A 12,250-nucleotide genomic window follows, 5' to 3' on the forward strand; every position below is an offset into this window, starting at 1 on the left:
GCCGGGGGCGCGCACCGAGCGTGCGAAAATGTTCTTCAGTCCACTTAGGCTCCGCCGTCCATCCATCATGGATTGCTGCATCCGGACCAGTTGGGCGGCCGGGAATTCGTGTACTCTGCGCCATTTCGCGAAAACCCGTGGGCCGCACCGAATTCTCGAAATCGGCGTTGATCGCGCATGTTTCGTTCTCTACGCTGCCCCGAGGGGAACTTCTTATCCGATCACTTGCTGAGCCAGGGGGTTCGGCCTGACCGGAACCAGCATGGAAACGAGGGACGAAGTGCGCATCCTGTTGATCAAACCCCCGATCCGTTCCTGCATGGTGGAAATCGGCAGGCACATGCCGATCGGACTGGCCTACTTGGCCGCGCAGCTGGGCGAGGCCGGCATGGAAGTCGACATCTTCGACTCGCTGGCCTACGCGGAGGACAACCACGTCGTCCCGCCCGAGGAGTACACCGACGCGGACCGCGCGAAGCTGGCCGCCCACCCGCGGTGGGGCCACCTGGTGCACTGGGGAGCCACCTGGGAGCGGATCACCGAGAAGCTGCGCTCCACGCACTACGACCTCGTCGGCGTCTCCTGCATGTTCACGCCGTACTACGAGCCCGCTTACCAGATCGCCCGCCTGGTCAAGGAGATCTCGCCGGACACCAAGATCATCCTCGGTGGGCAGCACCCGACCGTCGCCCACCACCACGCCATCACCGAGACCGCCTTCGACGCGCTGGTGCTGGGGGAGGCGGAGAGCAACGTCGTCGACATCGTGCGCGCCCTGGTCACCGGCGAACCGCTGACCGGGATGCCCGGTGTCGCCTACCGCTGCGGCACCGGTCTGTGCGACTGCGCCGAGCCGGGGCCGCGCGTCCACCTGCAACCGCGCGCGACCTTCCTCGAAGACCTCGACGGGCTCCCGATGCCCGCGGTGCACCTGCTGGACATGGCCAGCTACGACTCCACGGCCACGCTGATCACCAGTCGCGGTTGCCCGTTCTCCTGCTCGTTCTGCACCGTCCACGCCACGGTCGGCAAGAAGTTCCGCACCCGGGCGCCGGAGAACGTGATCCAGGAGATCGAGCACTACGTCAACGAGCACGGGATCCGCCGGTTCTTCATCGAGGACGACAACTTCACCTTCGACATCCCGCGGGTGCACGAACTCTGCCAGGCGGTGCAGCAGCGCGGCCTGGACATCGAACTGCACCTGCCCAACGGCATGACCGTGGTGAAGTTGAACGATGAACTCGTCCGGGACATGGCAGGCGCCGGGTTCCGCAGCCTCTTCCTCGGGCTGGAGACCACCGACGTGGCGCGGCTGCGCAAGATCCGCAAGGGCTTCACCTCGCTGGAGAAGGTGCACAACGGCGCGAACCTGTTCACCGACCAGGGAATCGACGTGGGCGCGTCGCTCATCGTCGGCCTGCTCGGCCAGAGCTGCGCGGAACTGGCCCGCGACTCGATCAACCTGATGCTCGTCGGCGTCCGGTTCTGGACCAACCCGTTCTACCCCATCCCCGGGTCCCCGGACTTCCAGCAGTGCCTGGGAAACGGGCTGATCACCCACGACACCGAGCTGGCGCTCTACGACCAGTTCAACTTCGCCATCGGGTCGGACCAGCTCGGCCCGGAGGAGCTGTACTGGGCGTGGGTGTGCACCCAGGCGATGGCGCAGTGGCCCCGGTACGTCCTCGAAGGCACCGATCACCGGCGGGAGCTCGCCGAGCTGCCGCTGGACCAGGCGCTGGACCGGTTGCTCGCGCACAGCACCGACCTCTTCGGCCCGGACGGCGGGCTCGAGGTGCCCGCGGTCCCGGTGGCGGTGGAGGGCAACCGGATCACCGTGCACCCCGAGGGATGCTTCGACGCCATGCAGCACCTCGCCGACAAGCCGCAGCCCGAGGGCCTGTGCACGTTCACCGGTGATGTGCTGGCCGCCGCGGCCAGCCTCTACACCGGCGTGCCGCACCGGGCGCAGCAGCTGCCGGGCAAGGACAGCGCGGGGTGCTGCCGCTTCACCCTGGTCGCCGACCAGGTCGCGCCGGTGTTCACCGACATCCACAAGGTGTTCCTGGCCGAGCTGCGGGACGCGGTGGCCGAGGCGCGCGATGAGCAGCCGGAACCGCTGACCGCGGACTGAACGCGCACGAGGAGGGCGAGGGCCGGTCGACCGGCCCTCGCCCTCCTTCCGCTCGTCGATCAGGACGCGGCGCGGCAGGCCGCGTAGTAGGTGCGCAGCGCGTCGTGGATCTCGGGCTCCATCGAGGCCAGCATCTCCGGCGGCGGGGTGAACTCCGGGTCGATCTCGTCGAGCAGCTTGCTGAACATGTCGCGCAGCTGCTCCTCGATCAGCGGCGGCCAGTCGTCCGGCACCACCCAGTTGAACTCGTAGCCGGTCGCGAGCGTGTGGATGACCGCGGTCTCCACGGTCTGCTCGCGGCTCATGGCCTCGATCGGGTTGCGCACCGGGGTGAAGACGTCCAGTTCGGTGTTGTACGGCTCGCCGAGGATCCGCGCGGCGAACTCGTGCGCCAGCATCGGCGACTGGTGCAGGCCGTCGCGGTAGGTCCCGGTCATCAACCACAGCCCGGCCACGCCCGCCTCGCCCAGCAGCGGGAAGCCGTCCAGCGGGACCGGCCGGTTGCCCACCTGGATCTGCTCGATGCGGCCCGACACCAGGTCGGTGCGCAACTGCCGGGTGCAGGCCAGCAGCAGGTTCAGCTCGTCGATCGCCGCCGTGGTGCGCATCTTCGGGCTGACCACGTTGGTGGCGCCGAGGTAGATCTGGCCCTGCGCGCGGGGCACCACGTGCAGACCGCAGGCGAAGGACCGGTTCGGGGTGCGGATCACGCTGCGCGGCGTGTTGCCGCCTTCGGTCTCGACCAGCAGCGAAACGCCGTTGCCCGCGACCATCCCGGGAATCCGGTTGCGCAGTTCGGCGGGCAGCGCCGAGAGCAGGTTGTGCGAGTTGGCGCCGGCCGCGACGACCACGTCCGGGGCGGAGAGCGCCGCACCGGAGGCGAGGGAGACCCCGTCGATCCGGTCGCCGGAGATCCGCAGTTCGGTGATGAGCTCGTCGACCAGCACACCGCCGGCCCGGCTGAAGGCGGTGGCCAGCGCGCGCAGCAGCGCCGCCGGGTTCACGGCGTGCTCGCCCGGGATGAACATCGCCTGGAGCGGGCGGGAGGTCGGGGCCGGTTCCAGCCAGTCGATGGCCTCCGGATCGAGGTCCTCGTACGGTTCCTTGTACTCGTCGAGCGCCTGGCGGATCGCGGTGTAGCCGCCGTTGTCGATCTGCGGCACGCCGATCGAGTTGAGGATGACCACCGTGCCGTGCGCGCTGCGGATGGCGCTCTCGTCGGATTCCTCGACGAGCAGCTGCTCCCACGAGTTCCACATCTCGGTGGCGCGCACGTCCATGGCGAGCTTGGCCCGGCCGTGGGCGCTGGCCATCAGATCCGGTGTCACCTCGCCGAAGCAGCCATTCATGGCACCCGCCGCGGCCGAAGCCGCCCACGGGCGCCGCGCTTCACCGACGACCGCGACCTTCGTGCCGCGGCGGGCGAGCACGAGGCCGAGTGACAGTCCCAGGGCACCGTTGCCGATGACGATGACGTCGAAAGCCTGATCGGTGGCGGGCACCGAAGTGTTACCGGTCGCTGAAATTGGCATCTGCGTCCTCGGAGGAAGAAGAGTGTGAAGAGCCGCGCACTCGCACCCCAGCCGTGCGCAGCGGTCCTCGCCCGTCGATCAGCGAGGCGTGTTGCGGACACGGTAGCCGCTCGCTCGGGGTGCGTCCACACGTATGACGGAGAATCCAGCGCTCTTCCGGGAAAACCGCATCGCCGCGGATTCGGCGGAAATTTCGCGGGAAACCGGGAACCATCGCGCGCGCCCGCTCGTCATAGGGGTGTGAGGTGGACAGCGGGGGCTTCCCGATCGGACGTCCGCGCCGCGCGCGGGACCGACCGCGCCGGGGCGGGGCCACCGCGTTGCTTCGTGACGCAGCGGAATCGGCGGTGACCGTCGGTTGTTGCTGCGAAATCAGGCTTTTCCGGCCCACCAGCGGGTATCATCGCTCCGTGACTTCCGTCCGTTCCGGTCTCTTTCGCCTTGAGGTCTACAATGGACGATCGCGCGATCAGGAGGTAGCCTATGCCCCTTTCGCACTTGACCGATCAACGCGTGTTCGCCGATTGGGACGACCTGCGCGGCGTGGCGGACCCGGACTTCCTGGCACTCGGCCTGGGCGCGACCAACATGATGTCGATGCTGTGGACCGTCGCCATGGGCGGCCGCGCGGTGGGGGTGGAACGGCGCGGTGACCCGCCTCCCGGCGAGTCCTGGAACATCGCCGCGGACACCTTCCACCAGCTGGGGCTGATCGACAGCCTGATGCTGCGGACCTACGGCGAGGAGGGCCTGCCCCGCTTCCGCGACGGCCGGGTGTTCCGGCTGGCCTCGTGCTTCTACGACCCGGAAGCCGAGGCCAAGAGCGTCTTCGCCGACGAGATCGTGAGCGGCTTCGAGTCCAGCGGCTGCCTGGCGGGCAGGCTCGAGCACGTCGAGCACATCGACGACCGCTGGGTCGCCGGCCGCCCGCAGCGGGTGGTCACCGTGCAACCGCCCGCGGAGGTGCCGGTCACGCCGGACCCGAGCGCCATCCGGTCCGACGTGGCCAAGATCCTCTGCGGCGAGTTCCCGTTCCAGCTGCCCGCGACCGAACTGCTGATCCTGCTGCGCCGCTACCTCGAGACCATCGAGGAGATGGACCTGGCCAAGGACTCGGGCACGCCGCGCGTGCGGCTGTTCACCCACCACCAGGTGGTGCCCGACGGCGGCTTCGTCGAGGAGCCCGACGGCAGGCGTCGCGTGATCATCGAGGCCGTGCAGGAGCTGGACTACAAGCAGAAGTTCATCTACCGGCGGCAGCCCGGCACCGAGCCGATCGACCTCGGCGTGCCGGAGCTGTTCTCGGTCGCGCAGGGCGTCGACAGCGACGACGCGGCGAAGCTGGGATTCCGGTCGAACCCGGTCGGCATCGACTACGGCGACGGGCGCGGGCCGGTCCCCGCGCAGTCCGACTACGTGGCCTGCCTGCTGAACACCTTCGTCGAAGGCCGGTCGCGGCGGCGGATCACCACGGTCTTCGACGAGGACGGCGACGAGTACTGGGTGCGCCAGATGGCCATCGGGCAGGAGGACGACCCCGAGGTCGGCTGGATCATGCTCCAGGTCCCCGCGTTCAAGTCCTTCGACCCGGTCGAGGAAGGCGTGCTTCCGGAGGGCACCGACCGGGAATCGCCCGACTACTTCGCCGCCTACCAGCAGCTGCTCTACGACTTCTTCTTCGACCACGCCGAGGAACTGCTGGAGATGCCCCGGGAGAAGCTGACCGGGATCAACACGTTCTACGGCCCGAAGCTGGTCACCGTCGCCGCGCGCATCGGCGTCGACGCCCAGATCGCGGTCAACGGGATCGTCGCGAGCAACACCTTCGGCACCGGGCACTTCCTGAACAACGGCGTGTCGGTGACCGGGATGATCTGCCACAGCGCCCGGGTGCTGCGGTACTGGATCGACCGGCGGCACGGCGTGGTGCCGGGCCGCGCGATTCGCCGGCTGGCCGAGGGCATCCGCCTCGACACCGAGGAGTGGATCCGGGTCAGCGCGGTCGAGTTCAGCATGGCCAACCCGCGCGGGTTCGAGCCGGAGTGCTTCGAGCTGATGGAGGCCGCCCGCGAGCACCGGGACTTCCTGGTGTCGCTGGACCTCGCCGACTGGAACCGGCTGATCGTCCACATCGGACGACTCGGCACCCAGCCGCTGCGGCCGCCGCACCCGCTGCACCCGGAGCAGCGCCGGAAGCAGCGGAACGGTCGGGCGCCCGTCCCGGCCAAGGCGGACGCCGCCGATCAGCCCGCTCCGGCGAAGCGCGAGGCGGACGCCATGCTGGTCGAAAGCTGAGCGCACCCGGCAACGAAACCCGTGGAGGGGCAATCCCATGCTCGACAGCTACGTCCACTCGTGCGCGGACGTGGTCACCCCGCCGGACGCCGACTTCCTGCGGGACTGGGTGTACGACAACCCGGTGCTGGCCGACCGCCGGGAGCTGCTGACCCGGTGGCTCACCGACCCGACCCCGCGCGAGGACATCGCGGCGAGCATGGGAATCCCGCTGGGGCGCCTGCTGCGCTCCTTCAACGAGACCGCGCCGCTGGCCGATCCGGTGCGGTTCCGCTACCGCGGCGTGCCGTTCTCGGTCGTGGCGATGGCGGGCACCTGCGACGACGTGCAGGGCGACCGGTACCCGAGGTTCGGCAGGCCGGTCACCCTGCGGTGCTACCTCGACGACGAAACCCTGCTGCCGCAGGGGATGTTCGAAGCCGCCGACTGGAACTTCATGGACGCCGGCCGCCCGGGCTTCCTCGGTTACGCCTACGGCGTCCACCACGACTCGGCGCTGTACCTGGCGGGCGTGCAGAGCGACCTCGCGGTCCGGTACACCTACCTGTTCCAGGGGCGCGGCGGGGAGACCGAGGTGCGGATCGGTGACGAGGTCGAGGTGCGCGCACCCGACGACCGCTACCGCGACCACGTTCCGGTGCTGCGGCGCACGTTCCAGCGCTACTGGATCCAGATCATGTTCGGCGCGGTGCTCGCCTGGGCACGCCGCGAACCCGGGCTGCGCGAACTCGGACTCCTCCGCTTCGACCTGGAACCGGAGGAGTCCGCGAACGGCCACGTGGTGCGCCGCGTCTACCGGGACCTCCCGGAGAGGCTGGGCAGCCCGACGCGGTGCGTGCGGGTGGAGGGCCGCTGCCACCGGTACGCCGTGTGCCCGCTGCCCGGCGTCGCCGACTACCTCGGTGCGCGCTGGCAGCCGGTCGACGCGGGCTGAACCGGTCCTCAGCCGGTCATCGCCGGTTCGGCGACCAGCGGCGCGGTGATGCCGAACCGCTCGGCGAGCAGCCGGCGGGCCATCCGCAGCGCGACCGCCTGGATGGTCAGCGTCGGGTTGGCCCCGCCCGGGTACGGGAGCAGCGCTCCGTCGCCCACGTAGACGTTCTCGGTGTCGTGGAGGCGCCCGTCCGGGTCCGTCACGCTGGTCGCCGGGTCGGTGCCCATCCGGCACGTGCCGTGCAGGTGCCCGCTGCCCAGCGCCCACCCGGACGGCTCGCGCGTCACCTGCGCGCACCCCGCCGCGGTGAGCAGTTCGGTGCCCTTGGCCAGCACGTGGTCCAGCCGGGCCAGGTCGCGCGGGTGGGCCTGGTAGTCCATCACCACGTCGGGCACCCCGTGCGCGTCGGTACCGGAGCCGAGCTGGACGCGGTTCGCCAGCTGGGGCTCGTCGGGGACCAGCGCCTCGATCCGGATGAACTGCTCGGTGGTGCGCTTGCGGAAGGAACGCATCGGCCGGGCCTCGTAGAGCAGGCCGCCGAGCCCGCCGGGCGCGGCCGGGTCCTGGTAGTGGTCGGCCACCGCGAAGGTGGAGAACGGGCCGAGCCCGGCCACTTCGCTTTCCGGCCGAGCCGTTCCGCCCAGGTACCGGTACCCGATCAGGTACTCGCCGAGCTTGAAGCACAAGCCGCGGCCGACGAGGTCGTGGGTGTTGCCCATGCCCTGCGGGTGCCGGTCGGTGGTCGATCGCAGCAGCAGCGCGGCGGTCTGGACCGCGTTGGCGCACAACAGGAACTGGCGCGCGCGGAACTCGTAGCGCCGTCCGGTGTCCATCCGCACGCACTCCAGCGCGGCGGCCTGCCGTCCCGCGCCGGGCAGCAGCCGAACGGCCTTGAGCCCGGCGAACAACCGCGCTCCGAGGTCGACCGCGGGGAACAGGAAGCGCGATGCGCTGTCGCCCTTGGCGCCGATCGGGCAGCGCTGGCAGATGCACGGAGCGTCCGCGGTGCACTGGGATTGCCCGGCGTAGGCGCGGGTGTTCACGGCCAGCGGGGTGGGGAAGGGCTGCCAGCCCAGGCCCGCCGCCGCGGTGCGAAGCGCGGCGCCGTCGTCGGTCACCGGTACCGCGGGCAGCGGGTACGGCCGACCGCGCGGCGGCAGCGTCGGGTCCGCGTCGGCGTCACCGGCGACTCCGGAGATGTCCTCCACCACCGCGTAGTAGGGGTCCAGTTCGGACGGGTCCCACGGCCACCGCAGCGGCAGCTCGGCGCGGCCGAGCACGGTCTCCGGGTCGAAGTCGACGGGCCGGTTCCGGAACAGCACGCCGCCGTAGAAGACCGTGCCGCCGCCGACGTTGCACGTGGTCCACGGGTAGCCGACCTTGGCCCAGGTGTCGTTCTCCTGCCGGACCCAGGCGGCTTCGGCCGCGGCCAGCACGCTGCCGTAGGAGGTGGCGCCGGTGACGTGCGCGCCCTGCTCCACCACCGCGACCGACAGCCCGGCCCGGGCGAGCAGCCAGGCGGCCGTCGCTCCGGCCGCTCCGCTACCGACCACGCACACGTCGTACTCGCCGGCTAGATCGCTCTCGCTCGGTGCCGGACCGTAGTCGGGCTGCGGGCGCGTCACCGCACCACCGCCGGGGTGGTGCGGAGTGCCGCAGGCGCGGACATGAGCTCGTGCAGCACGGATTCGACCTCGTCGAGGCGCACCATGACCAGCGGGAGATCGGGCGCCCCGGCGGGCACGCCGAGCTGCCGCAGCAGCACCAGCGGCAGCGAACCGGGCGACGGCGGCAGGTAACCGCGCTTGTTGTCGTCGCGGACCACGGTCATGATCTCGCTGATGGACAGCCATTCCGGCGTTCTGGTGGGAGCACCGAGCGCGGCGGCGGTCTCCTCGTGCAGCGCGACGTCGGCGTCGGTCAGCCAGCCGAGACGCCGGGACAGGTGCGCGGCGACGACCATGCCGAACGCGATGGCCGCACCGTGCGAGAGGCCCTCCGAACCGCGCCGCCGGTGGTCGGCCAGCTCGACGGCGTGGCCCACGGTGTGCCCGTACTCGAGCACCAGGCCCCTGCGCCGCTCCTCGGTGTCCTCCGCGGTCACCTCCATCTTGGCCGCGATGCTCTCCTCCAGCAGCCACAGCATCGAGTCCGTGTCGGACAGGCGGTCCTCGTCGACCACGGCGCGCAGGTGGGTCATCGCCTCCGGGCGGATCGCCAGGCAGTTCTTCGCCGCCTCGCACAGCCCGGAGCGCAGCTCCCGCTCTGGCAGCGTGGCCAGCAGCCGGACGTCGGTGAACACCGCGTCGGGCGAGTGGTAGGTGCCCAGGTGGTTCTTGCCCAGACTGCTGTTGATGGCCTGCTTGATCGACAGCGTCGAGTCCATCGCGGCGACCGTGGTGGTCGGGACGTGCACCAGCCGGATGCCCCGGAACAGCAGCGCGGCCACGAGACCGGCCAGGTTGCCGGGGACGCCGCCGCCGAAGGCGACGATGACGGTGCGCCGGGTGGCGCCCTTGGCCAGGCAGAACTCGGCGCACTCGGTCAGGTTCGACGGGGACTTGAGCGATTCGCCCGGCGGCCCGCTGTACACCTCGACCGGTCCGAGCGGGCGGAGCCGGGAGAGCAGGGCCTCGCCGTGCAGGGCGAGGACGGTGTCGTCGGTGACCACGACGAACCGGTCGGCATCCATTGTGGACAACGCCTGCCCGATCTCGTCGAGGCAGTCGACCCCGTAGTGGTAGGGGTATTCGGCCTCGCCGATCCGGACGAGCCGGGACTGCCACAGGTGGTCGGTGTCCCGAGTCGAACTGTCCGAAGCTGCCACTGATCATCTCCCATCAGGCCATCCCCGCCCGTGGCCGCTGGGCCTGGGGGAATTCTTCCCGCTGATCGTTGCCGGAGGCCGGTCCCAGCCGCTGCTCGGCGAACCGGCGTTGGCCGTGGTCGCGGCGACATGCGCAACATTAACCACCGAAACGCCGGTTTCACACCTGTTTTCGCGAAGTCGGCAGGTGCGCTGCGACTTCACCGACGCCTCGCGGTTTCCTCGCCCGAGTGCGGAAGAACTTGTGGACACCCGCCACAGCAGCGGTTAGGTTGGCTTCGGCGGATGAGCCGGTCGTCCCGCATTCGACTATGCGGCGGTGGATGCCGGTGCAGCGGGATGGGGACGCGGAGCCGACTGTCCAGCTGGGGGATCGGTCGAGTCCGCCTGTTGTCCTTCACGTCGTCGCGAGCAGCGACATGTCGTTGTATTCCCGCGTCTCGGGCGAGAAAGGGTGCGCGAAGGTGGATTAGTTGTTCCGGTCAACGGATCGCTTTTCCCGGTGGTGGGCCTGATCGTCGGGATGGGGGCACAGCAGGTTGAAGTACTTCACAAACTTGGTCGCCAGTTGACCGATCAAAACGTCGAATGTTCAACGACCGATGCGCGGCCGGGACCGTCATCGGCCATTTGGAGGCACATCCATGGTCCATTTGCCTTTGCTGCAGCGCGTTCCTCGTTACGTCACCGTTTTCGTCAACTGGGCTTGCAATCTGACCTGCCGCGAATGCTGGATGTACGGGGATTCCGCGAGCGAGAGCACCTGGCTGGAAGAGGTCAAGCGCGAGCAGATCAGCACCGAGATGTGGACCGGCATCGTCGACGAGCTGGCCGCGAACTCGGGGGCGGGCGACCCGGCGAACATCGCGATCATGGGCGGCGAGCCGCTGATGCACCCGAAGATCGTCGAGTTATGCCGGATCGCCAAGGAGCGGTTACCGGGCGGCGTGCTCGACATGAGCACCAACGGAACTCTCCTGACGCGCATGGCCGACGAGCTGGCCGACAGCGGGATCGACGTCGTCTACGTCTCCCTGGACGGGCCCACCGCCGAGATCAACAACCCGATCCGCGGCCGGAAGTCCTACGAGCGCGCCATCGCCGGGATCGAGGCGCTCCAGCGCGCCGCGGCCACCCGCGGCGGCCCGAAGATCGCGCTGAACTTCGTGGTGACCGGCATGAACTACACCTCGCTGCCGGAGATGGTGCGGCTCTGCGAGCGGATGGAGATCCCGGAGCTGACCGTCGGCCTGGCGAGCTACTTCACCAAGGACGAGGGGTGGCGCTCGCGGCCGGCGTTCGAACCGGTCACCGGGCAGCCGTTCCTGTCCTGGGCGGGCTACTGCAACGAGCACCAGCACGCGGACATGGACCTGGTCCGGCTGCGCGAGATCTTCGACGAGACCGAGAGCATGTCGGACTCGGTCGAGGTGCTGATCGCCCCGACCCGCTACGGCAACGAGGAGAAGGCCAAGTTCTTCACCCCGGACTGGCACCGGACGGTCCGGGAGACCACCTGCACCAAGCTCTGGGCGCAGAGCACGTTGCTGCCGAACGGGCAGGTCATCAGCTGCACCACGTTCGCCGACACGGTGATGGGCTCGATCAAGGGGTCGAGCCTGAGCGAGGTCTGGCACGGTGACACCTACCGCCGGATGCGCGAGCAGATCAAGCAAGGCCTGGCGCCGGTGTGCTACCGGTGCTGCGAGCTGAACATGGACATCGAAGTCGATCCCGCCCTGTACACCATCGAACCCGCCGTTGTGGAGAAGTGAACATGAACCGCACTGCTGATCAGGTCACCAACGCGACATACCTGGACCAGCGTCGGGCGACCGAGATCTACGGTGAGGCGTTCCGCTGCGCCTTCGAGTACGTCTACGGCAGCCACATCCCGGGCTCGGTGGTGGAGTTCGGCTGCTTCGAGGGCTTCAGCACGCTGCTGCTGGCCGACCTGATGGTCGAGTTCGACGCGGAAACCGAGTTCTACGCCAAGATCTTCGACCGCGGCCTGCACGTGTACGACTCCTTCGAGGGCTTCCCGAAGAGCACCGACGTGGTCGACGCCATCTCCTACGAGGTCTCCGACAGCGGCTACTGGGCCGAGCACGAGGACGCCTCGCCGCCCGGCACCGAGGAGCTATTGCGCGCCGAGCTCGCCCGCAGGTTCGGCGACAGCGGCTGGTCGGTGGTGCGGGGCATGTTCGAGGACACGCTGGTCTCGCACCCGCTCACCGAGCCCGTCGCGATCGCCAACCTGGACTGCGACCTGTACGCCTCGTCGGTCCAGGTGCTCGACCACCTGCTGGGCAACAAGCTGCTGCCCGACGGTGCGGTGCTGCTGCTCGACGACTACAACTGCAACCGGGCCAACCCGCGGTTCGGGATGCGCCGCGCGATGCGCGAGTGCTTCGCCCGCACCGACGGCTTCTACGACTACAGCGAGTTCCTGCGCTACGGCTGGCACGGTCGCGCGTTCTTCGTGCACCGGCTGGGCGACAGCCCCAACCCGGACGAGAGGTGAT

At 69.4% G+C, this 12,250-nt stretch carries 8 protein-coding genes; 5 read left to right on the forward strand and 3 right to left on the reverse strand.

Translation table 11 applies throughout. From position 1 onward, the window contains the following. Positions 1 to 262: 262 nt before the first annotated feature. The gene (locus C4T78_RS27495) at positions 263 to 2,137 is read left to right on the forward strand and encodes a B12-binding domain-containing radical SAM protein (RefSeq protein ID WP_093351367.1); all 1,875 of its coding nucleotides are present in this window, start codon (positions 263 to 265) and stop codon (positions 2,135 to 2,137) included. 59 nt (positions 2,138 to 2,196) lie between these two features. On the opposite strand, the gene C4T78_RS27500 is transcribed toward C4T78_RS27495, so the two are convergent. Continuing rightward, the gene (locus C4T78_RS27500) at positions 2,197 to 3,669 is read right to left on the reverse strand and encodes an NAD(P)/FAD-dependent oxidoreductase (RefSeq protein ID WP_093351369.1); all 1,473 of its coding nucleotides are present in this window, start codon (positions 3,667 to 3,669) and stop codon (positions 2,197 to 2,199) included. Between the two features lie 498 nt (positions 3,670 to 4,167). Here C4T78_RS27500 and C4T78_RS27505 point away from each other — a divergent pair, with 498 nt between their 5' ends. Further along, positions 4,168 to 5,964 carry a hypothetical protein gene (locus C4T78_RS27505; RefSeq protein ID WP_093351372.1) on the forward strand — a complete coding sequence of 599 codons (1,797 nt, stop codon included), beginning with the start codon at positions 4,168 to 4,170 and terminating at the stop codon, positions 5,962 to 5,964. A gap of 37 nt (positions 5,965 to 6,001) precedes the next feature. Beyond that, complete coding sequence (locus C4T78_RS27510) at positions 6,002 to 6,898, forward strand: hypothetical protein (RefSeq protein WP_093351375.1); 897 nt, start codon at positions 6,002 to 6,004, stop codon at positions 6,896 to 6,898. A gap of 8 nt (positions 6,899 to 6,906) precedes the next feature. On the opposite strand, the gene C4T78_RS27515 is transcribed toward C4T78_RS27510, so the two are convergent. Together C4T78_RS27515 and C4T78_RS37150 are read right to left on the reverse strand one after the other, a co-directional pair. Then, the gene (locus C4T78_RS27515; RefSeq protein WP_177247548.1) at positions 6,907 to 8,523 is read right to left on the reverse strand and encodes an FAD-dependent oxidoreductase; all 1,617 of its coding nucleotides are present in this window, start codon (positions 8,521 to 8,523) and stop codon (positions 6,907 to 6,909) included. Beyond that, positions 8,520 to 9,725 carry a 2-deoxy-scyllo-inosose synthase gene (locus C4T78_RS37150; RefSeq protein WP_093351380.1) on the reverse strand — a complete coding sequence of 402 codons (1,206 nt, stop codon included), beginning with the start codon at positions 9,723 to 9,725 and terminating at the stop codon, positions 8,520 to 8,522. The genes C4T78_RS27515 and C4T78_RS37150 overlap by 4 nt, the downstream gene beginning before the upstream one ends. 644 nt (positions 9,726 to 10,369) lie before the next feature. On the opposite strand from C4T78_RS37150, the gene C4T78_RS27525 reads away from it, so the two are divergent. Next, entirely contained in the window at positions 10,370 to 11,500 is a 1,131-nt protein-coding gene (locus C4T78_RS27525) for a radical SAM protein (RefSeq protein ID WP_258958368.1), read from the forward strand. A gap of 2 nt (positions 11,501 to 11,502) precedes the next feature. Then, the gene (locus C4T78_RS27530) at positions 11,503 to 12,249 is read left to right on the forward strand and encodes a TylF/MycF/NovP-related O-methyltransferase (RefSeq protein WP_093351385.1); all 747 of its coding nucleotides are present in this window, start codon (positions 11,503 to 11,505) and stop codon (positions 12,247 to 12,249) included. Position 12,250 lies beyond the last annotated feature (1 nt).

Source organism: Saccharopolyspora kobensis (assembly GCF_900108315.1).
Classification (GTDB): domain Bacteria; phylum Actinomycetota; class Actinomycetes; order Mycobacteriales; family Pseudonocardiaceae; genus Saccharopolyspora; species Saccharopolyspora kobensis.